This window comes from Mesorhizobium sp. WSM4904, from assembly GCF_029674545.1.
Lineage (GTDB): Bacteria > Pseudomonadota > Alphaproteobacteria > Rhizobiales > Rhizobiaceae > Mesorhizobium.
This window is the reverse complement of record NZ_CP121354.1, coordinates 3255124-3277810: the sequence shown is the minus strand read 5'-3', so window position 1 is coordinate 3277810 and position 22687 is coordinate 3255124. Positions and strand designations below refer to the sequence as shown.

Below are 22687 nucleotides of genomic sequence, written 5' to 3'. Positions count from 1 at the left end.
GCATGGAAGAAGCACGCGAGGTGAGGACCACCTGCCCCTATTGCGGGGTGGGATGCGGCGTGCTGGCCGAGATCGCCGCGGACGGCAAGACGACCGTCCGCGGCGATCCCGAGCACCCGGCCAATTTCGGCCGCCTCTGCTCGAAGGGGTCGGCCCTTGCCGAGACGTTCGGCCTCGAAGGCCGTCTGCTTCAGCCGGAAATCCGTGGCAGACAGGTTGGTTGGGACGAAGCGCTCGATCTCGTTGCCGCGAAATTCTCGCAGGCGATTGCCGAGCACGGGCCGGACTCGGTCGCCTTCTACGTCTCCGGCCAGTTGCTCACCGAGGACTATTACGTCGCCAACAAGCTGATGAAGGGCTTCATCGGCTCGGCCAACATCGACACCAATTCGCGGCTTTGCATGGCGTCGTCCGTCGCCGGCCATCGCCGCGCTTTCGGCGAGGACATCGTTCCCGGAGTCTATGAGGATTTCGAGTGCGCCGATCTCATCGTGCTCACCGGCTCCAACACCGCATGGTGCCATCCCGTGCTCTACCAGCGCATGCTCGCAGCACGCAGGGAGCGCGGGACCAGGATCGTCGTCATCGATCCTCGGCGCACCGCCACGGCCGACGAGTGCGACCTGCATCTGGCGCTCGATCCTGGCACGGACGTGCTTCTGTTCAATGGGCTGCTCGCGCATCTCGTCCAGACCGGAAGGATCGATGTCGATTTCATCCGCGACAACACCTCCGGCTTCGAGGCTACGGCCGCTTTGGCCGGCGCCGACGCGCCGTCGATCGCGCGCGTCGCGAAAGGCTGCGGGCTGGGCGTCGCCGACGTCCAGGCTTTCTATGAACTCTTTGCCGGCACCGAGCGGACCGTCACCGTCTACAGCCAGGGCGTCAACCAGTCGGCGCATGGAACCGACAAGGTCAACGCCGTCATCAACTGCCATCTCGCCGCCGGCCGCATCGGCAAGCCGGGCACGGGACCGTTCTCGGTCACCGGCCAGCCGAACGCGATGGGCGGCCGCGAGGTGGGAGGCCTGGCCAACCAGCTCGCCGCGCATATGGACTTCGCCGATGAGGCCAACATCGACCGGGTCTCCCGCTTCTGGAACGCGCCCAAGGTCGCGCGGCGCGGCGGCCTGAAGGCCGTGGACATGTTCCAGGCGGTCGCCGACGGTCGCATCAAGGCGCTGTGGGTGATGGGCACCAATCCGGCGGTCTCGATGCCGGACGCTTCGCGTGTGCGCGCTGCCCTGTCCAAATGCGATTTCGTCGCCGTCTCGGATGTGACCCGCACCGACACCACGCGCTATGCCGACGTGCTGCTGCCGGCCGCCGCCTGGGGCGAGAAGGACGGCACGGTCACCAATTCGGAACGGCGTCTCTCGCGCCAGCGGCCGTTCCTGCCGCCGCCCGGCGAGACAAGAACCGACTGGCGCATCATCTGCGAGGTCGCCACCCGCATGGGTTTTGGCGATGCTTTTGCCTATCGGACGCCGGCCGAAATCTTCCGCGAGCACGCCGCGCTCTCCGCTTTCGAGAACGACGGCGAGCGCCTGTTCGACCTCGACGGTGCGGCTGATCTCAGCGAAGCGGACTACGCCGCCTTCGCGCCGCGCCACTGGCCCGTGCTGGACCGGAACGAGCAGCCGACAAGACTATTTGCCGACGGCCGCTTCGCCACACCCGACGGCCGCGCGCGCTTCGTCCCGGTGCGGCAAGAGGCGACGGCTTTCACGGTCGACGCCGCCTACCCGCTTGCCCTGAACACCGGCCGGCTGCGCGACCAGTGGCACACCATGACGCGCACCGGCAACGTGCCGCGCCTGATGGCGAACGCGCCGGAACCGGCGGTCGACCTCAACCCGGTGGACGCCGCCGCGCATCATCTGAAGGACGGCGACCTCGCGCATCTTTCGACGCGCTTCGGCTTCGTCCGCGCAAAAGTGCGCGTGTCCGACGCGCAGCGTCGTGGCCAGGCCTTCATGCCCATGCACTGGAGCGGTCATTTCGCGGCCAAGGCCGCCGCAGGCCTGTTGTCCTCGCCCGTCACCGACCCGCATTCCGGCCAGCCGGAGCTCAAGCATGTTCCGGTCCGGATCGTGCGCGAGAATACCGGCTGGGCCGGCGTGCTCATCACGCGGCGGGATCTGAGACCAACCGGTTTCGTCCATTGGAGCCGGCACGCGGTCGAGGGCGGCTGGGTCTACGAGCTGACCGGAACCGAGCCGCCGGACCAAGGCATTCTCCTGGCGCGCAAGCTGCTCACCGTTCAACGGCACGATCATCTGCTCGAATACACCGATCGCAGAGGGCTCGCCTATCGCGCCGCTGCCATCGACGAAGGTGGCGCCATGGCCGAGGCCCTGTTGGTCGCCGCTCCCGACCAACTGCCGATGCGGGACTGGCTGGTGTCGCTCTTGGCCACCCGCCAGCCGCTATCGCCTGCCGATCGCCATGCGCTTTTGTCCGGACGCTCGCCAGCGCCCACGCCCGCCATCGGACGGGTCGTGTGCTCATGCTTCCATGTCGGTGTCAACCAGCTCGCCGCGGCCGTCGCTTCGGGATGCGACAGTCTGGAGGCGATCGGCTCCACGCTGCGCGCCGGCACCAACTGCGGTTCCTGTCGCTCGGAGATAAGAGCGATCATCGATGCCCGCCAGGTTCAGGCGGCCGAGTGAAATCGCAGGGGCCGCTCAGATCACCGCTTCCTCGAGAAACGGCTCTGCGAGCCCAGGCATCCGGACGACAAACACGACAAGCCGGCTTAAGCCCTGCTTGGTACGCTTGCTGCTCCGGGTTCCCCCGATAGCGTACTGACGCCAACTCGGTTGCTTCGACCGGCCGCATGGCCGGGGTCCAATTTATCGGAACGTCGCAGGTTCATTGGGCGTTGACCAAGTCTTCAGCAAGCGCACCAATTCTGGGAGAACCGCCATGAAAGTGCAGGAGTGCATGACCAAGGACGTACGAATTGCGACCGCAGAAGCAACTCTGCGTGATGTGGCCCAGGCTATGGCCGTCCTGGACGCCGGACTCATTCCGGTTGCCGACAACGATCGGCTGGTCGGCATGGTGACCGACCGGGATATCGCCGTTCGGGGGGTTGCCATGGGAATGGGGCCTGACTCTCCCGTGCGAGATGTCATGACGACCGATGTCAAATATTGCTTCGAGGACGAGGAAATCAGCGACGTGCTTCAGAACATGAGCGATATCCAGGTACGGCGCCTTCCCGTGCTCAACAGGGACAAACGACTGGTGGGCATTGTCTCGCTCGGCGATCTCACCGGAAATGACGAAGCTGCTCATGCGGGAAAGGCGCTGGAAGGCATCTCTCAACCAGGCGGTCAGCACTCGCAAACTACGCATTGACACGTGGAAGTGCCCGCCGTCGAGGCTAAGACGTCCGTTCCTGACCCGACAAGACCGTCGGTGAAATATCTCGGCGATTGATTCTGCGAGCCTAGGCGCTTGGACGACAAGCTTGCACAACCTTTCTTGCCGGCAAGTCAGTTTTGGCTTGCCGGCCCGCCTTGCTGGGCGGCAGGCGGAGCGTCTCGCGAAAGGGCTTGGAGAAGTGCGAGGCGTTCTCGAAGCCGACTTCGATCGCGATCTCGACCATCGGGAAGCATTGCGTAAGAGGGGTTGGTTCAGCCCTGCGGGTGAACCTGCGGCAGCGCCGCGTCGAGCGATCGCTCGAACGCGTCGGCCAGGGCATCGACCTGGGCCTCGGTGATGATCAGCGGCGGACAGAAGGCGATGGCGTCGCCCATGTTGCGCGAGATGACGCCATTCTGCTGCATGAAGCCGTTGACCAGCGCGCCGAGCGCGGCCGGCTTGCCCCACGCCGCCTTGCTCGCCTTGTCGGCGACCAGCTCGACGGCGGCGATCAGGCCTACGCCGCGCACTTCTCCCACCAGCGGATGCGAGACGAGCTTGCGCAGCCGCGCCTTCAAATGCGCGCCGACCTTGCGCGCGTTGCCGACGAGATCGCGCTCCTCGATCAACTTGATATTTTCCAGCGCCACCGCCGCCGCGACCGGATGCCCGCCGCCGGTGAAGCCGTGGCCGAACGTGCCGATGCGGTTGCTCTCGTCGGCGATCGGCTCGAACACACGATCGTTGATCAGCAGTGCCGAGATCGGCAGGTAGGAAGACGAGATCTGCTTCGACAGCACCATGATGTCCGGCTTGATGCCGAAGGTCTGCGAGCCGAACATCTGGCCGGTGCGGCCGAAGCCGCAGATCACCTCGTCGGCCACTAGCAGGATGCCGTATTTCGACAGCACCGTCTGGATCTTTTCCCAATAGCCGGCTGGCGGCACGACGACACCGCCGGCGCCCATGATCGGCTCGCCGATAAAGGCGGCGATGGTTTCCGGTCCCTCGGCAACGATCAGTTTCTCGAGATCGTCGGCCAGCCGGCTGGAGAACTGCTCCTCGCTTTCGCCGGGCTCGGCATCGCGCCAGTGATGCGGCGTCGACGTGTGCAGGATATTGGCGATCGGCAGGTCGAAGGAAAGATGATTGTTCGGCAGCCCGGTCAGGCTTGCGGACGCGATGGTGACGCCGTGATAGCCGCGCTTGCGGCTGATGATCTTCTTGCGCGCCGGCTGGCCGAGCGCGTTCGACCGGTACCAGATCATCTTGATCGCCGTGTCGTTGGCCTCGGAACCGGAATTGGTGAAATAGGCCTTGCTCATCGGCACCGGCGCCATCTGCACCAGCTTCTCCGCCAGGTCGATCAGTGGCGAATGCGCCTTCGAGCCGAAGTCGTGATAGAAGGGCAGCTTCGACATCTGCCGCGTGGCGGCCTCGACCAGCCGCTTTTCCGAGAAGCCGACGGCGACGCTCCAAAGGCCGGCCATCGCCTCGATGTAGCGGTTGCCGGCGATGTCCTCGACATAGACGCCGTCGCCCTTTTCGATGACCAGCGGACCCGTCTCCTGATGCTTGCGGGCATTGGTGTAGGCATGCATGTGGTAGCGGATGTCGCGGGCTTCAGGGGAATTCGGTCTGGCGTCCATGATGGCTCCTGTCGGCAGGCGGAAGCGAAAGACAGGACCCCTCCCCCTGTCGAGAAACTCCGGGAATCCGCCTCGCATCCGCAGCTTGATGCCTTATGGCGAGATGCGGCCGCAAGAGCCGCTGTGTCACAATCGATAGCGCCATGAGATTTCCAAGGCAGACGGAGACGGTATAGTCCCTGCAGGAGCAACGCGTACGCAACCGAAGAGATGCGACATGGAACAGGTCGACTGCATAGTGGCCGGGGCCGGCGTCATCGGCCTTGCGATCGCGCGCGGCCTGGCGGCGCAGGGCCTCGACACGCTGATCCTCGAAGCGGCGGATGCCATCGGCACCGAGACGAGCTCGCGCAATTCGGAAGTCATTCATGCCGGGATCCACTATCCGCAAGGATCGCTGAAGGCCCGGCTCTGCGTTGCCGGGCGCGACATGCTCTACCGCTACGCGATGGAACGCTCGATCCCGCACCGGCGTTGCGGAAAGCTGATCGTCGCGACCGACGAAGCGCAGGAGCCCGTGCTCGCCACGATCCGCGCCGGTGCGGCCGCTTGCGACGTCGCCGATCTGCGCTTTCTCTCCGTCGCCGAGGCGCAAGCGCTGGAGCCGGCGCTGCATTGCACGAAGGCGCTGCTTTCGCCCTCGACGGGCATCATCGACAGCCACGCCCTGATGCTGACGCTGCTCGGCGACGCCGAGGAAAACGGCGCGATGCTCTCGCTCAATACACGCATCGTTTCGGGCCGTATCGAGCCCGGCCAAATCGTGCTCCAGACGACCGACACGGCGACCGGCAACGGTTTCGAGATCGCCACGTCGCGTCTCGTCAACGCGGCCGGCCTGGGCGCGGTCGCGCTGGCCGGCGCGCTCGAAGGATTCGACCGGCGGTTCCTGCCCACGCTTCGCTACGCCAAGGGCAACTACTTTTCGGTGGTCGGCCGCGCGCCCTTCTCGCACCTCGTCTATCCGGTGCCCGAGCCTGGTGGGCTTGGCGTCCATCTGACGCTCGACCTTGCCGGCACGGCTCGGTTCGGACCGGACGTCGAATGGACGGAGGTGCTCGACTACCGGGTCGATCCGGCACGCGGCGAACGCTTCTACGCCGCGATCCGCAAATACTGGCCGGAACTGGCCGACGGCAGCCTGCAGCCGGCCTATAGCGGCATCCGGCCGAAGCTCTCCGGCCCAGGTGAAGCCAACAGCGACTTCGTCATCCAGGATGCCTCGATCCATGGCATTGCGGGGCTGGTCAATCTGTTCGGCATTGAAAGTCCCGGCCTGACTTCGAGCCTGGCGATCGCCGAGCATGTGACGCGCATCATTGCGCTGGCGAGAGAGCGGGCCGATGTCGCCGCCGTATCGTGAGCCGCTTTGCGCCGGAAGCGGGCGCCGACCTGTCGCGCCCTTCCGGATTTATCAGTCGCCTCTAACCTAGCTCGGCATCGGCGAGCTCCTCGGCGGCTTCATCGACGCCTTGAGCAGCCGCCCGTTCGAGCCAGATCCGGGCTGCGGTCAAGTCGTGTTCACCGGCGATGCCCTTGGACAGATAGCGGCCCAGCATGAGCTGCGCATGTCCATGACCTCGTTCGGCGGCGGCTGCGAACCATTTCTGCGCCGCCTTGCGATCGAGAGACAGGCCCTGCCCGGTCTCGTAGAGCGCCCCGATCGCGAACATCGCCCCGGCATGGCCCGCAGCGGCAGCCTGTTTGAAGAGATGCGCCGAGGATGCAAACGAGCGTTCTCCGCCATGCCCGTTGTAAAGCATTTCGGCGAGAGCCACCTGCGCGTCCACCATGCCGGCATTGGCGGCCCGCTCGAACCAGATACGAGCCTCGCTCTGGTCGGCAGTCACGCCGCGGCCCTTCTGCAGCATGCGCCCATACATATACTGCGCCTCGGCCACGCCTTCGGCGGCGCGCCTCGTCCAATGCGCCGCCCGCTCCTGGTCCTTGCGCACTCCTACTCCCTCGGCGAAACAGAGCCCGAGATTGAAGGCCGCGACCAGGTCACCCGACGAAGCCGTCGCCCCAAACCATGCTGCGACGTTGATACCGTCGTCCGCTTCGCCTGCGCCTTCGAGGACAAGGTTCGCGAGATCGACTTGCGATTGGCGATTGCCGTCATTGGCGGCGGCGCGCAGCCAGCGCGTTCCTTCCTCGGCGTCCTGGGCAACGCCATTCCCCGACAGATAGAGCGACGCCAAAGCGCGGGCAGCCAGCTGATGGCCACCCTCCGCGGCCCGCCGATACCATGTCGCGGCTTCGGCATAGTCCGGCCGGGGGCCTTTCACATAGTGTTCGCCGAGGCGATGAGCCGCGTCGAGATTTCCGGCCAGTGCCGCGCGGCGCATCCACGCCTCGCCGGCGACCGAATCCTGACGCGACAGGCTGCCCTCGATCAGAGCGAGTCCCAGCCGGAACTGCGCCGAGGCAAAGCCCTTTTCCGCGGCAAGCCGGTAGAGTGCCTCAGCCGACTCCAGGTCGACGGGCACGCCCATTCCGTGCTCGGTGAGGACCGCAAGAAAATAGATCGCCGTCGGCAGGCCGGCATCCGCGGCGCGCCGCAGCTCCGCGGCGATCCTGACCCTCTGCTCCGGCTGCTTGCGCCGGGCGAGCGAAAGGGCAAGGCCAAGGCATCCTTCCGGACAGCCGGCAGCCGCGGATTTCTCGTACCAGCCATGCGCGGCATCGAGATCGCGCATGGCCTTCGGGCCTTTGGTCAGGATGTAGCCGAGTATTGCCTGCCCGGTTGCGGAGCCGGCCTCCGCCGCTTTTCGGGCGAACCGCAACGCAGTCTCGAAATCAGGGTCTTGCGAGGATTCCGATTTGAACAGGCTTTCCGAATTGGCGCCGCCTTCGCCGTCTTCGTGCCCTGCCAGTCCGGCCACGCAAAGCGCGGCGAAAAGCGCCTGCGCGTCGGCGCTTCCATGGTCGGCGGCCCGCCGCAGCCAGCGCGCGCCCTCCGATTGGCTCGGCGGCACGCCCAGGCCTTCGAGGTAGCAACGGGCGACATGGTACTCGGCCTCTGGAACGCCCGCACGTGCGGCGATCGCCATGAGCGGAAAGGCCTCGGCGGGCTTTCCATTTTCGGCAAGCTGCATCGCTCTGCGCAGCGCCAGCGCCGGGTGGATGCGTCCGGTCAGCCGATCCAGGATCGCCATGTCACGGCTCCCGCATCGCTTCCTGACCGATCGGCAGCATCGCGCCGAGAATATATTTGAGGACGGTGCGGCGACCTACCTTCACGTCCGCGGTGACCGGCATGCCGGGGCTTACCGCGAAGTCGGCGGGCACGCCGTGGAGCGCGACGTCGTCGATGGAAATCTGCGTGCGATAGAACAGGTCGGCATCGGCGGGCAGCATCGCCAGCGAGCTATTCGGGTCGCGCGCCTGCTCCCTGGCCGAGAAGGAATCCGGGCTGACCGTGCGGACCGTTCCGTGCGCCAGGCCATATTGCGAATAGGGGAAGGTATCGAACTTGATCGCCACGGGATCGCCGACATGGACGAAGCCGCTGCTGCGGCCGACAATGTTCGTCTCGATCTCGAGCACTGCGTCCGCCGGCACCAGCGTGATCAATCGCTCGCCGGACTGCAGGACCGAGCCGACGGAGACCTTGGCCACCGACTGGACCGTGGCGTCGGCTTCGCTCCTCAGCTCCACCAGCTGCTTGCGAAGCTTCGCCTTGTTGAGCAGCTCGCGGGCGTCGGACATCCGCGAATTGGCTTCCGACAGGCTCTGCGAGACGTCGGCGCGCCAGCTCTGAATGTAGCCGTCACGCTCTGCCGCAATTGCCGCCTGCTGGCGCTTGGCCGCCTCGGTCGTCTGCTCGGCATTGCTGAGCGAGCGCGACATTTCGGCCGAATTGTCCTCGGCGATAAGCGTGTTGAGGCGGCTTCCGACCTGTCTCTCTTCGAGTTGCTGGCGCATCTTTTCGATCGACGCCGCCACTGCCAGCCGCTGCCGGTAGCCGTCGGCATCGGACTGCGAGCGTGAGATGACGGAACTGAGCTCGTCTTTCTGCCGGTCGAAGCTTTCCAGCTTGGCATCGTAGACAGCCTTGCGGCGATCGAAGATCGATGCCTGCAATGTCCAGCTCGGGTCCAGTCCGTCATAGTTGAAAGGCTTCCCGTCGGCTTCCGCCTTCAAGCGCGCCACCTCGGCTTCGAGCGTCGTGACCTGGGTAGCCAACGCAGTGAGGTCGGCCGAGGCAAAGGTGGCGTCGAGACGGGCGAGCACCTGCCCGGCCTTCACACGTTGTCCTTCGCGCACCTCGATCGAGCGCACGATCGCCGTCTCCAGCGGCTGAACGATGATGTTGGGCGTCTGCGAGACCACCAGGCCCCTCGTCGTGACGACCTGGTCGACCGGTATCAGGGCCGCAAGCGTGATCAACGTGACGACCATGCTCGTGATGATCCAGACGATGCCGCGCGCCACCTGCGGAATGGGCGCGTTGGCGACCGCCGTCGACGGCCACTGGAATTCGAGAATCGCGGGCGCGGTGGGATCGCTGACCTCTGTCCGACGCCGTCGGACCGGAAGGGTGGAATAGGTGGTGCTGCTCATGGCCGGCCGAGCTCAGACGGGACGAGGCGGTACAGCCGCCAGACGACCATGTCGGCCATCAAGATGCCGGTTCTGCTGGAACCAAAGCTGGCGGTAGACGCCGCACCGCTCCAGAAGGACGGAATGCGGCGCGACGTCGAGCACCTTGCCCTGGTCCATGACCAGGATCTGGTCGCATTCGGTGAGCGAGGCAAGCCGGTGTGAAACGATGATCACCGTGCGCCCGCTGGCGATGCGCATGAGATTGGCGCTGACCACCGCCTCGCTCTCGGGGTCGAGCGCGCTCGTCGCTTCGTCCAGGATCAGGACGGTCGGATCGTGGATGAGCGCGCGGGCGATCGCCAGCCGCTGCCTCTGGCCGCCCGACAGGTTGGGCGAGCCTTCCTCGATATAGGTGTCGTATCCGTTCGGCATGCGTTCTATGAACTCGGCGGCACCAGCCAGCTGCGCGGCGCGCATGGCGTCGGAAAGCGTCAGTCCGGGACGACCGGCGATAATGTTGTCCCTGATCGAACCGCGGAAAAGGAAATTGTCCTGGAGCACCACGCCCAGTCCCTGGCGAAGGTGACGCAGGTTGATTTCCTTGAGGTCGACGCCGTCAAGCTTGAGGAAGCCGCTGTAGTCGCGATTGATCCCCTGCAGCAGGCGCGCGATCGTCGACTTTCCGGATCCGCTGCGCCCGACAATGCCGAACATCGTGCCTGCCGGAATCTCGAAGCTGACCCGGTCGAGCGCCGGCGTCTTGGTGCCGATATAGCTGAAGGTCAGGTCGCTGAAGCTGATTTCCCCGACGAGCTTCGGCCGCAAGCCCGCCGAATTGGAGCTGCTTTCCAACGGACGGTTGAGGACCGATGCCGCCTCGCCGATCGCGGCCCCGACCTCCTCGTAATCTTCGACCAGCCGGGCCAGGCCGACCAGCGGCTGCGCGACGCGCTGTGCGATCATCATGAAGGCGAACAGGCTGCCGACCATGTAGCCCGAGCGGTCGTTCATGGCGAGATAGGCGCCGATCAGCATGGTGCCGAGGACCATGACGCGTTCGATAGGCGTGACGAGGGTTTGCGGCCAGTTGGCGAGCTGACCGAAGGCGAGACGCGCCTTGCCGGCATCCGCCACCCGTTCGTCCCACAGCGCCTTGCGCTGCGGTTCGAGGCCGAGCGCCTTCACCGTCTTGATGCCGACGACGGTTTCGCCGAGCGCCGCCGATTTCCAGGTCTCGGCATCGACCACTTGCTGGTATCTTCGGCGCAGCGGCACAAGGAAGGCGAAGATGATCGAGACGATCACGACCGCGCAGGCGAGCACCATCCAGGCGAGCGTGGCGTTGATGTAGAAAATGACCGGGATCAGCACGGCGAGCGTGATCAGATCCAGGAACGTGGTGAGAAGCTTTCCCGTCAGGAACTCGCGGATGCGATAGACCTGGGCGAGATGGTATAGGGTTTCGCCGGCCGGATGACGCTCGAAATAGTCCAGCGGCAGGCGCAGGAGCCGGCTGAAGACGTGCAGGTTCAGCTTGGTGTCCAGCCGCGCGCCGACGACGTTGACGATCAGTCGCCGCGCGTGACCGAGCAGCGTCTCGTAGACGAAGACGACGGCTATGATCGCACTCAGCAACGCCAGGGTCGAGATGCTGGAGAACTGCAGCACCTTGTTGACCACCGTCATGACGATAAGCGGGGGCAGGATGGTCAGGACGGAGAGCGTGAAGGAGGCGATGCCGATGTCGCGCAAGGGCCGGCTTTCGAGCCGCACGAGATCGACCAGCCAGCCGAACGTGAAGGGCGCGTCCGCTGCGATGTACGACCGCGCCGGCCGCAGCAGAACGGCCTCGCCCGACCACACCTGCAGCAGTCGCAGTTCGTCGATGGCTACGCCTTCCGCATCGTCCGGCGCATCGACGCTCTTCAGGTAAACGACATTGCGCTCGGCGCTGGCCCCGGTAAGAAGGCCTGCTCCGCCGTCACTGAACAAAAGGACGACAGGCCCTGTCTGCTCGAAGCGCAGGAGGTGTGACCAGCGGATGCGAACCGCGCGCGACCACATGCCGCCGTTCTGCGCCCATTGGGAAAGGTCGGCGGCGTTTGCAAACTTGCCCGCGCTCGCCGCCCTGAATTCGTTCGGGTCGAGTTCGAAACCGTGATAACGCGCAACCCGGATCATCGCCTTGAGGCGCGGCGCGACGTGCTCGAACTCGGCGGGACCGCCGGGAAACCGCCCCGCTCCGCTCTCGCTGCCAGCTTTGCCGACCGCGTCCGCTTCCGCGTCGGAGCGGGTCGGGATCGGTTCGGCCACCGGGCTCAAATATGCGCTCACCCTGCACTCCCCCTGCGACCTACAAGCGAGGGCATGCTCCCGGCGCGCCGCGTCAGCCGGGGTTTCTGGCAAGCCTCATCATAGTCCGGAATTGACCGCGGGACGAGCCCATTGCCCGCGCCGGAATCACGAGCACGCGGGCCCTGCGTTTCCGCAAGGCCCGCGCGCGCTGTTTTCGACCAACACTCACTCATTCGGCTTGAGAATATCCTTCAGAGCCTTCTTCAGCGTGTCGTCGGTCTGGGCATAGCCGGCACCCTGCTTGCCCTTGTCCGAAGTCAGGTCGGAGGTGGCGCCGGACGGCTGGTTCTGGCTCTGGCCGAAGCCCTTGACCGTGTTGAGGACGTTCAAGAGATCGGTCGTCACCGCACCGACAGCCTGGCTGACGAGCTGCTTGAGAGAGCCCTGCTTGTCAGTGTCGCTGCCGCCCGAACCGGACTGCAGGAACTTCTTGGTGTCCGTCAGCCCCAGCGTGTCGGCCGTGATGCTGGCCTTGCCGCCATTGCCCGGCGAGCCGTCATTGTCGGTGCCGTCATTGGGATGACCCTTGCCCGGGTTGCTGCTGTCGCTTCCGTCAGGATCATTGCCGCCACCATTGTTGCCATGCTCGCGATCGCCCGTTCCGCCGCCTGCGCCGGTCGCTCCGGTTGGGCCGGTGGCTCCGGTCGAGCCGGTAGCACCCGTCGAACCGGTCGAGCCCGTGGCTCCAGTGGAACCGGTCGCGCCGGTTGCACCCGTGGCTCCAGTCGCTCCGGTCGCACCTGTGGCACCAGTTTCACCTGTAGCGCCGGTGGCTCCAGTAGCGCCGGTTGCACCCGTGGCGCCGGTTTCGCCGGTCGCGCCAGTGGCTCCGGTCTCACCGGTCGCACCTGTGGCACCAGTCGCGCCAGTAGCACCCGTGGCTCCGGTTTCGCCGGTCGCGCCAGTGGCACCAGTTGCTCCGGTCGCGCCCGTGGCACCAGTCGCGCCAGTGGCTCCAGTCGCTCCGGTCGCGCCCGTGGCTCCGGTCGCGCCAGTGGCTCCAGTAGCGCCGGTCGCGCCAGTAGCACCCGTGGCTCCGGTTTCGCCGGTCGCCCCCGTGGCACCAGTCGCGCCAGTGGCTCCAGTCGCGCCCGTTGCTCCGGTTGCACCCGTGGCTCCGGTAGCACCCGTAGCGCCAGTTGCTCCGGTGGCACCAGTCGCGCCAGTCGCACCTGTGGCTCCGGTTTCGCCGGTCGCACCCGTGGCACCAGTAGCTCCAGTCGCGCCTGTGGCTCCGGTCGCGCCAGTAGCTCCAGTCGCACCCGTGGCTCCGGTTTCGCCGGTCGCACCCGTGGCACCAGTAGCTCCAGTCGCGCCTGTGGCTCCGGTTGCACCTGTGGCTCCAGTCGCGCCGGTCGCTCCAGTAGCTCCAGTCGCGCCGGTCGCGCCCGTCGCTCCGGTCTCACCGGTCGCGCCAGTCGCGCCGGTCGCTCCGGTCGCTCCTGTGGCTCCGGTTTCGCCGGTCGCACCTGTGGCACCAGTTGCTCCGGTCGCGCCCGTCGCTCCGGTCGCGCCAGTCGCGCCGGTCGCTCCCGTTGCACCTGTGGCTCCGGTTTCGCCGGTCGCACCCGTGGCACCAGTAGCTCCAGTCGCGCCTGTGGCTCCGGTTGCACCTGTGGCTCCAGTCGCGCCGGTTGCACCCGTGGCTCCGGTTTCGCCGGTCGCACCTGTGGCACCAGTTGCTCCGGTGGCACCTGTGGCTCCGGTCTCACCGGTCGCACCTGTGGCACCAGTCGCTCCGGTTGCGCCGGTCGCACCTGTGGCACCCGTGGCTCCGGTCTCACCGGTCGCACCTGTGGCACCAGTCGCTCCGGTTTCGCCGGTCGCACCTGTGGCACCCGTGGCTCCAGTCTCACCAGTCGCACCTGTCGCTCCGGTTGCACCCGTGGCTCCGGTCGCACCGGTATCGCCAGTCGCACCTGTGGCTCCCGTTGCACCGGTCGCACCTGTGGCTCCGGTCGCGCCGGTCGCACCTGTGGCACCAGTCGCTCCGGTTGCGCCGGTCGCACCTGTCGCTCCGGTTGCACCCGTGGCTCCGGTCGCACCAGTATCGCCAGTCGCACCTGTGGCGCCAGTATCGCCGGTCGCGCCTGTTGCACCCGTGTCACCAGTCGCACCCGTAGCGCCGGTCGCGCCTGTTGCACCGGTGCCGCCGGTCGCACCTGTAGCGCCGGTATCACCCGTAGCACCTGTGGCGCCCGTATCGCCGGTCGCACCGGTTGCACCCGTGGCTCCGGTCGCACCAGTATCGCCAGTCGCACCTGTGGCGCCCGTTGCACCGGTCGCACCTGTGGCGCCAGTATCGCCGGTCGCGCCAGTTGCACCCGTGTCACCAGTCGCACCCGTAGCGCCGGTCGCGCCTGTTGCACCGGTGTCGCCGGTCGCACCTGTGGCGCCGGTGTCGCCAGTCGCACCTGTAGCGCCGGTATCACCCGTAGCACCTGTGGCGCCCGTATCGCCGGTCGCACCGGTATCACCCGTGGCACCTGTCGCACCCGTATCACCTGTCGCGCCAGTCGCACCGGTGGCCCCGGTCGCGCCTGTGGCGCCGGTAGCACCCGCCGGGCCTGTTGCGCCCACGGCACCAGAGCTCGCGAGAGTTAAAAGGCCATCATTAAAGTGATTGCCATCGTTGCCGGGAGCGCCGACGTTATTGATGGTCGTGGTGGTGAAATCATAACCCGGTTGGTCGCCCGGAGTGGCGGGGTCGACGTCGGTGACAGGCGTAAGCGTACCGTATTGGCGGAATCCTGAATCATAGATAAGATATGTATGAGAGATATCCGGGACTGTTATTGTTACTGCAAAATTTGGAGCCACGCTATTGGCTGAAGAATTAAGAACAAAGCTACCAACGACAGTATCATCGGCCGTTGTTAGCGTATTGTTTGTATCGATAAGATAGTATGTATTAATACTTTTACTACTACCTGAATCCGTAAAACCAGAAAGCGTCAGGTTACCTGCGTCAAGTATCCCCGCGTAATTCGCTACGCCAGCTAAAGTGATTGGCGGCAAAGGCGAAGAGGGCGCGTATTTCGGCAGTTCCCAAGAGCCGCCCAGGGCGGCCGCGCCAACCAGCGACGTCGAAGCACGGACGTCCGCGCCTACCGCCTCTTCCAATGCCGCAACGAAAATCTCGCCAGCGCTTCCCAACGCCGTTTCGCAGCTCCACAGCCGAAGCTCGCCATGCACTGCGAGCGCCCTGCCGATTGCAACGAAATCATCGGCCTGTTCCTTCAATGAGGCGGCCGTCCAGTCTCCTCCAGCCAGCTTCACGCGCCCTGGCGCTCCATGCGCCATGATGTGGACGGCGTCGAGTTCCTCCTGTCCTTCGAGGGCGGCGGCGATCTGTTGCGCGGCCGGTCGGCGGCCATCGAGCGCGACAGCCCGCACTTCGGGCCTCAAATTGCCGAGAACGGTCTGGATGTCGGAAATTGAAGAATCCACAAAGAGAATTTCAGAGGCACGGGCCATGACTGGCTCCTGTTGGCGTCAAATTCAATTCAGGGGGAAACCGCCCGCTGTTTTGGCGGGCGAGCGACAGGCAATGGATCGGACGGGATCACCTTCCGGATGCCCCGACGGCTCCGTCGGGTCTTTGAACAGTGGGGATCTCTACCCGCAGGAAGCTGGCAACCTGGAAGTTCCCGCCATCGTCAAACGTGCCGATCGCCAATGAACCGGCGCTGCTTGGGACTTTGACCGTGAGCGCGACAGCGAGGCTTCGCTTGACGGCCTTGGGGAGCATGACCTGGCCCACGATCGCGCTTTTTGCCGTATCCAGGATGAAATAGGTTGCGTTCTCGGTCGTGTCGCCGATGGGCAAGACGCCGCGAACCGTGACTTCCATGACCGCAAAGCTTGCTGTGTAGCTCATCACATCCTCCTCGGTCGGCCTGCGCCGCTGTTTGTCCTGTCTCGTTCCTTGTGTTCAGTCGGTGCCCGGCGCTCGTAACCGGGCCGGGCGGGCCACGGTAACGGACGCCAAGGATTGTCGAATTCGGGAAAGGCCCCGTCGTTCACTGAGCGAAATCATCGCCGAGCGCCCGCCGATCGCTGGGCGACCGTTGCGGGCGGAAAGATTCGGAGGAGTCAGGCGCGGGACCAAGGCCGCATCGGCGCGGCACCCGCAGGTGGGCGGCAACACTCGAACCACTGTCAACTCCATCACGCGTGTCGCGATCGCTCGGCGACGACCTGCGAGGGAACCCGGACTACTTGCGAGGGAACATCGATTGGGAATCGTCGGGCCTGGCTGACAGGCTGATGTTGAAACGACGGCACGCGCGCGTGCTGTCAAAGCCCCCTCGCAGGAGGTGGCTTTGTTCCCGGATGCTCCACTAGCTTTGCAGACATCCGCAAACCCACGGCGTTCCCGCCCGGCCTGCGGCTACCCTCCCGTTGCATTAGATATTAGTAAATTCGAAATTTATAAACTTGTAAATGGGTTGGTTTACAACTTATGAACTATAAAGTTGTGACCGGGCCGCTGGCCGGGTCCGAACGGCGTTGAAAATCCGAGGCTTAGAGTCGGTCCGCCGTCGCGCGAAAAAATCGCGGCGGAGCTGAAGATTGTTCCGACGAGCAAGCCTGGCCGCGGCGAAAGATGCCGGCTGACGATGGAGCGGATGCATCGGGTGTGGGGACGGAAAATGCAACTGGCCGTAAAGCGTTTGGCTGTCGCACGATCTGGGCGACGAGCACCATGGAGTGTAAAATCGGACCGATCCTCATCTAAAGGGATCAGTGTTCTAGATGGCGCCGCAATGCGAATATGGCCTTGGTCTGCAGCCATCAGGGAGCCCTACAGTCGGCAAATGACGAACGGCAAGCGACTCTCGTTCAACATGATCGCTGGGAACGGAAAGACTCGCGACGAGCGCCGTTCCACCGAGGGATTGGCATGAGCACCATCGGCCTGTGCATGATCGTCAAGAACGAGGCCAAGGTCATCTTGAACTGCCTCGCCAGCGCACTTCCACTGGTCGACTATGTGCTCGTCGTCGACACGGGCTCCACCGACGGCACGCAAGACGTAATCCGCGATTTCCTGGCCATCCACAATGTCCAAGGTGCCGTCATCGACGAGCCATGGCGGGATTTTGCATATAACCGCAGCTTCGCCCTCGAGCAGTTGCGCGAGGTGGAATGGGTCGACTATGCGATGATCATCGATGCCGATGACGTGCTGATCGTCGATCGCGACTTCGAGCCGACCGCATTCAAGTCGCGGATGGAACACGATCTGTATGACATCGAGGTGTCGCATGGCGACATCTCTTTCTACCGCCCGCAGATTTGCCGCAACCGACTGCCCTTCTCCTTCAAAGGTGTGCTGCACGAATATCTCGAGGCGCCTCCCGGGCCGATCACACGGCTGAACGCCGAAGGCTTCCGCATTGCGACCGGACGTGGGGGAGCCCGCAGTCAGAACCCAAGGAAATATCAGGACGATGCGGCTGTCTTGGAGAACGCGCTCGCAACCGAGACCGACCCGTTCCTGATATCGCGCTACACGTTCTATCTCGCGCAGAGCTACAGGGATTGCGGCGAGCGCGAGAAGGCGCTGGAACACTACCTGAAGCGCGCCGATCTGGGTTTCTGGAACGAGGAGGTCTATGTGAGCCTCCTCGAAGCGGGCAACATGATGGCGGCTCTCGAGCGGCCATTCGAAGAGGTCGTCGGCGCCTACGAGCGTGCGACCCAGACAGTGCCGGCCCGCGGGGAGGCGCTGCATGCGGCGAGCCGTTATTGCCGCGACCAGGGCAGGAACGCCGAAGGGCAGGAGTACGCGCGGCGCGGTTTGGACCTCAAGGCGCCAGCCGGCTTGTTCGTTCAGCCCTGGGTCTACGACTACGGGCTGCTCGACGAGTTTTCCGTCAACGCGTACTGGGCCGGCGCATACCGCGAGTCACTCGATGCCTGCTTGAAATTGCTGACCTCCGACAAATCGCCGTCGGACATGCTGAAGCGCGTGGCGGCCAATGCGCGATTTGCCGCCGAGAAGCTGCCGGTGCGCGAACCACCGCAGTTGGGACGGTTCGGCAGCGAAACCTTGATCGAACAGCACAAGCTGGTCCGGCAGCGTTCGCTGCGCTCGCGATTGAAGGGCATGCCGCGCGTTCTGATATCGATACTGGCAAAGCAAAAGGAGCCGTCACTCCCCCTTTACCTCGAATGCATCGATGCGCTCGACTACCCGAAGGAATCGATCGTCCTCTACATCCGGACGAACAACAACACCGACAGGACCGAGCACATATTGCGCGAATGGGTGGAGCGCGTCGGTCATCTCTATTCGGCAGTCGAGATCGACGCTTCGGACGTCGCCGATCGGGTCGAGCAGTTTCGCGAGCACGAATGGAATGAGACGCGCTTCAAAGTGCTCGGGCGAATCCGCAACATAAGTTTGCAGAAGACGCTCGAGCATGGCTGCGACTTCTATTTCGTCGTCGATGTCGACAATTTCGTGCGCGCAGCCACGCTGCGAGAGCTTGTCGCGCTCGATCTGCCGATCGTCGCTCCCCTGCTCCGCTCCATCTCGCCTGGCCAATACTATTCGAACTACCACGCCGAGATCGACGCGAACGGCTACTATAGGCAGTGCGATCAGTATGCCTGGGTGCTCAATCGCCATGTACGCGGCGTCATCGAGATGCCGCTGGTGCACTGCACCTACCTCGTGCGCGCCGACGTGCTCAACGAGCTGACCTATGACGACGGCACGTCACGATACGAATACGTCATCTTTGCCGACAGCGCCAGGAAGGCCGGCATCATCCAGTACATGGATAATCGGCAGGTCTACGGCTACATCACTTTCGGCGACCACGAGTACCACGTGAGTGACGGGATCGAGCGCGCACGAGAACTTTTGCAAAACGCGGGCGACACTCCTGTGCTTGCCGGCGCCACGATCCCTGCATCCGCGCCGGCATCGCCCAAACCTGACGAGTCGACGGCTTCGTCGCAAATTCACCTGATAAACCTCGACCGCAGCGTCGAGCGCTGGAACAAATATCAGAGCAACAACTGGCATCTGAGGCGCGAAACGGTTCGCGTATCGGCGGTTGACGGGGCTTCGCTGGACAGGGATGAGCTCATCAAGGAAGGCCTCATAACTGCCGATTGCGCATACCCTCCAGGCACGTTGGGATGCGCCCTGTCTCACATCAATCTATGGAAGCAGTCAGTTTCGCAGAATAAGATAATAACTATCTTCGAAGACGACGTTCGATCTTCATTCCAATTTGTAGAGGAAGCGGCCACTTTAATGGCCCAAGCGCCGGCGGATTGGGATATCATACAATGGGGCTATATATTTGATCCTTCCTTCATATGGCTCGATCTGGGCTTTTCGAAAGCCAAGCTGGAATTCTATGATCGGAGATACAGCAAAAGAACGACCTCGTTCCAGTTCGAGAAATTCCCCAGATCGCTCATCAAGGTCGAGCATTCATTTGGGCTGCAGGCCTACACGATCACGCCAAAAGGCGCGCGCATACTTCTCGAAAAATGTCTCCCGCTGCGCAGCAGACTGATCCCATTTCCTGGAACCGCCGTCGTCCTTGACGACACCGGCATCGATTGCGCGATGTGCGGCGCATATACTTCGATGCGGGCCTTCGTGTGCATGCCCCCACTCGTTATTCTGGATGACGACTTGCCTTCGGATCGAATAGCGATGGACCAGCAGCAGTAAGGGGCGCTGGCCTCGGCCTGCTGGCGGTCGGGTTTGATCTCCGGCCTACAAGTCCGGCCAACGGGCTGACATCGCTTCGATGAACCGACGAGAGTTTACGGCGTTAACCGTCACATCCCTTGGTCTGGTTTCCCCGCCACGGCGGATCCTGGGCAGGAGTCTGGCGGCCACGATGTCCGTGAATGCCCAAGCTGAACCATCGGCCGGGTTGCTTCGCGCTCCCGTCGAGCTTGCGGGCGACTGGGGCCGGATGCTTCATGGTGCCGTCGTTCAGGTCGTCGAGCGGATGCGGCACGCTTGCCTTGACGGCATTCGCCTCGTCTCCGACCGCCAGCCGACGCGGCTGCGCATCGAGGAGCATACATCCGGCACGCCCGCCATCTGGCTGCACCCGGATGGGACCAGTATGGCGTGGATCATCGTCGACATCGGCGAGCGGGACTGGTCGAAGCTTGCCTACCAGTTCGGCCATGAACTGGGTCATGTGCTTGCCAACAGCTGGCAGGCCGACGCCAAGCCCGCGCTGCCCTGCCAATGGCTCGAGGAAGCGATGGTGGAGGCCTTGTCGCTGCATGGCCTGGGACGCCTGGCGAAGGACTGGAAGCAAAACCCTCCCTTCGCCGGCGACAACGCTTTCGGAGACGCCATTGCCGATTATCGCGCAAACATCGTCAGAGGCTATAGCGCGCTCGCCGGCAGCCAAGGGCTTACCAGCGATGCCGCGACGTGGTTCCACGATCATCGCAGTGAGATCGAGGCTCCGGCCCTCAATCCGTTCGCGCAAGCGATGTCCCTGACGATTCTCACGGAATACGAGCAGGCTCCGGACTGCGTCGAGGCGCTTGGCGCACTCAACCGCTGGCCCGGTCGCAGCGGGATTCCCGTCGGCGAATATTTCCAGAAGTGGAAAGAAAGCTGTGCCGAATTGCACGCGTCACCTCGGTTGCCGCTCCACTTGGGCGAACTTTTGGGGATTCTGCCCCGCACCAAGTGAGGCGTGGCCCGGCGCAACGGTGACCGATCACATCCCAGATCTCAGCACCGGATAGATCTCACTAGCGCTTCAGATTAGGCCTGATTGGTTTGACCTCTTCTCGCGTGCTCGTATCGGGTAGTTCGCTAGGACCGTCTGGGTTCGGCGCCGGCTTTTCACGCGTATCCCTCGGCGGCTTGTCCTTTGGATTGGGGCTGGGCGGCGTTGGTTTGTGTGGTTTTTCCCGTTTCGCTGATTTCGACATCGTACAGGTTCCTTTACCTGCACAAACTTTGGAGGAAGTTTGCAGTTCCACGCCGGCTCGGCGGCTGACCGGTCGTTCCCCTGCTTTAGAGGCGAATGCAGGATTTGATGTCTGCCTCAGCCGAGCGGCGGCGACGGAGGCTACGCCGGATCCGGTGGATATCTTGCTCTCGCGGATGCACCCGGAATCGCGGCCCGGTTTGTGATGGAACGCTACCGGTGGACAGCGAGTTCCTGGTCAAACATCGATCTGGCGGCGGGCTTCGTACTGATGGGAGAGTACAATGAAAATCGGCAGTTGCATGACAAGGAACGTAAAGATCGCGAATCCCGAACAGTCAATTCGCGATGTAGCGCAGATGATGGACAGGCTTGACGCAGGAGCCATGCCTGTGGGCGACAATGATCGGCTGGTAGGCATGATAACCGATCGCGATATCGCCATTCGTGGAGTGGCGTTGGGCAAGGGTCCCGACACCAAGGTACGCGATGTCATGAGTTCGGAGGTCAAATACTGCTTTGATGACGAGGAGATCGAGCATGTGCTCGAGAACATGGGCGACTTGCAGGTGCGCCGACTCCCCGTTCTCAATCGAGACAAGCGGCTCGTCGGCATTGTTTCCATTGGCGACCTTGCGACAAATGGCGAAACCGCGGAGGCTGGAGGGGCTTTGCGCGACATCTCGCGACCAGGCGGCGAGCATTCGCAGACTGCGCATTGACTGCACAAAGTCGACGGGAGATGAGCCTCCCTTCGTTGACCTTCAGTTGGGGCCGGAAGGCTCGGCGCTTTCTTCGATTGCTCGAAAATCGCAAATCCGAAGCATCGGCCCACCTGGAGGCCGACTCTTCGGCGTCCGGCCAGTAGTCCTCCATCGCCACGATCTTGAAGCCGTCGCTCGATCACGCCTCGCGTAACGGCCTACTTTTCCAAAGCGGGAAACGCGCGCACAGGCTTCTCATGCGGCCCGCAACCTCCTCTGCGCCTTCAGCCGAGCGCCATCCTGCATAGCCATCCTCACAGCGTTCAGCTACGCGCCGACGCTGTCCGGCCAGAGCCTCTGGATGTCCTTTGGCAAAGCATCGCGTACCTTGGCCGACTGGCCGAGATCGATATGATGGGCGAGCGCCTTGAAGACGGTCCTTGCAGCATCGCCGGCGTTGACGGGTCGCCCGGATTTCAGGCCTTCCGCCACGGGGTGGAGGAACTCTTCAGCGGACCGATCGCGGCGTGGCAGGTCGGACGGCTTGTACTGGTCGTAATATGCACCGCGAACCAGAAGCGGCAGTTCGGCAGCCAGGTTGGCTCCCAGTTCCGCAGGCAACCTGTCCCTCAGGGTCCGCAAGACCACGCCCAGCGTGTGCCACGCCAACTGGCGGTCGGGGCCGAGATCATCCATGATCTCGTTCAGCCAGATGTTGGTGGTCTGTACGGTCTTGTCAAAAACATCGAGACCGGTTGCGCTCATCATCGCCTCCCTGACGAAAATCACCCTCGCGCCCATTGCAGATAGAACACGCGACTGGAGCTATTGTTTCGTCCATCCGGCATTCTTTTGGCCCGATGCTGGTCAGCGACCTATAGTTCCTGTGCGTCCGACGGCGGACAACATTTCTCTCGGCGATTGCTCGCCAGGCGAGCTACTGGGCTGGCGTGCTGCCGGCAGTGAGCAGAAAGCCCGATCCGCCGGTCGAATACCACAATCCCAGACACAGCAGTGCCAGCAGTATCATGAACTATCGCCGCAGCCCGAACCAATACATGCATCGCGTTGTCACCTTTCGCTTCGATCTCTGCCTCCCAAGGCTCGGTTGTCGGCG

The 22687-nt window shown here is 63.9% G+C and carries 13 protein-coding genes and 1 pseudogene; 6 read left to right on the top strand and 8 right to left on the bottom strand.

What is annotated here, in order from left to right; all coding sequences use genetic code 11:
- Positions 1 to 2: 2 nt before the first annotated feature.
- Together QAZ47_RS15660 and QAZ47_RS15655 are read left to right on the top strand one after the other, a co-directional pair.
- Positions 3 to 2672: a nitrate reductase gene (locus QAZ47_RS15660; RefSeq protein ID WP_278233705.1), complete on the top strand. Its 2670-nt coding sequence runs from the start codon at positions 3 to 5 to the stop codon at positions 2670 to 2672.
- A 256-nt stretch (positions 2673 to 2928) separates the two neighbouring features.
- A complete protein-coding gene (locus QAZ47_RS15655) occupies positions 2929 to 3366 on the top strand; it encodes a CBS domain-containing protein (RefSeq protein ID WP_278233704.1) in 438 nt (145 codons plus the stop codon).
- 278 nt (positions 3367 to 3644) lie between these two features.
- Here QAZ47_RS15655 and QAZ47_RS15650 read toward each other — a convergent pair whose 3' ends face one another.
- Positions 3645 to 5021, bottom strand: coding sequence for an aspartate aminotransferase family protein (locus tag QAZ47_RS15650; protein ID WP_278233703.1), 1377 nt, complete (start codon positions 5019 to 5021; stop codon positions 3645 to 3647).
- 217 nt (positions 5022 to 5238) lie between these two features.
- Between QAZ47_RS15650 and QAZ47_RS15645 the strand changes: the two genes are divergently transcribed.
- A complete protein-coding gene (locus QAZ47_RS15645; protein ID WP_278233702.1) occupies positions 5239 to 6384 on the top strand; it encodes an NAD(P)/FAD-dependent oxidoreductase in 1146 nt (381 codons plus the stop codon).
- 61 nt (positions 6385 to 6445) lie between these two features.
- On the opposite strand, the gene QAZ47_RS15640 is transcribed toward QAZ47_RS15645, so the two are convergent.
- The 6 genes and pseudogenes from QAZ47_RS15640 to QAZ47_RS15615 form a co-directional block, all read right to left on the bottom strand.
- Complete coding sequence (locus QAZ47_RS15640) at positions 6446 to 8179, bottom strand: tetratricopeptide repeat protein (protein ID WP_278233701.1); 1734 nt, start codon at positions 8177 to 8179, stop codon at positions 6446 to 6448.
- 1 nt (position 8180) lies between these two features.
- Positions 8181 to 9587, bottom strand: coding sequence for an HlyD family type I secretion periplasmic adaptor subunit (locus tag QAZ47_RS15635; protein ID WP_278233700.1), 1407 nt, complete (start codon positions 9585 to 9587; stop codon positions 8181 to 8183).
- A 12-nt stretch (positions 9588 to 9599) separates the two neighbouring features.
- Positions 9600 to 11975 carry a peptidase domain-containing ABC transporter gene (locus QAZ47_RS15630; protein WP_278233699.1) on the bottom strand — a complete coding sequence of 792 codons (2376 nt, stop codon included), beginning with the start codon at positions 11973 to 11975 and terminating at the stop codon, positions 9600 to 9602.
- Between the two features lie 114 nt (positions 11976 to 12089).
- On the bottom strand, positions 12090 to 12269 hold the full coding sequence (locus QAZ47_RS15625) for a hypothetical protein (RefSeq protein ID WP_278233935.1): 180 nt from the start codon (positions 12267 to 12269) through the stop codon (positions 12090 to 12092).
- A gap of 2688 nt (positions 12270 to 14957) precedes the next feature.
- Positions 14958 to 15401: pseudogene (locus tag QAZ47_RS15620) on the bottom strand (DUF4347 domain-containing protein); the annotation flags it as partial.
- A gap of 88 nt (positions 15402 to 15489) precedes the next feature.
- Positions 15490 to 15804: a hypothetical protein gene (locus tag QAZ47_RS15615; protein WP_278233698.1), complete on the bottom strand. Its 315-nt coding sequence runs from the start codon at positions 15802 to 15804 to the stop codon at positions 15490 to 15492.
- A 1026-nt stretch (positions 15805 to 16830) separates the two neighbouring features.
- Here QAZ47_RS15615 and QAZ47_RS15610 point away from each other — a divergent pair.
- The 3 genes from QAZ47_RS15610 to QAZ47_RS15600 all read left to right on the top strand — a co-directional run bounded on the left by QAZ47_RS15610 (position 16831) and on the right by QAZ47_RS15600 (position 21588).
- Positions 16831 to 19629: a glycosyltransferase family 25 protein gene (locus QAZ47_RS15610; protein ID WP_278233697.1), complete on the top strand. Its 2799-nt coding sequence runs from the start codon at positions 16831 to 16833 to the stop codon at positions 19627 to 19629.
- Between the two features lie 172 nt (positions 19630 to 19801).
- The gene (locus QAZ47_RS15605; protein ID WP_278233696.1) at positions 19802 to 20623 is read left to right on the top strand and encodes a hypothetical protein; all 822 of its coding nucleotides are present in this window, start codon (positions 19802 to 19804) and stop codon (positions 20621 to 20623) included.
- A 527-nt stretch (positions 20624 to 21150) separates the two neighbouring features.
- Positions 21151 to 21588 carry a CBS domain-containing protein gene (locus QAZ47_RS15600; protein WP_278233695.1) on the top strand — a complete coding sequence of 146 codons (438 nt, stop codon included), beginning with the start codon at positions 21151 to 21153 and terminating at the stop codon, positions 21586 to 21588.
- Between the two features lie 309 nt (positions 21589 to 21897).
- Here the strand turns inward: QAZ47_RS15600 and QAZ47_RS15595 are convergent, their stop codons facing one another.
- Entirely contained in the window at positions 21898 to 22335 is a 438-nt protein-coding gene (locus QAZ47_RS15595; protein WP_278233813.1) for a DUF2267 domain-containing protein, read from the bottom strand.
- Between the last annotated feature and the right edge of the window lie 352 nt (positions 22336 to 22687).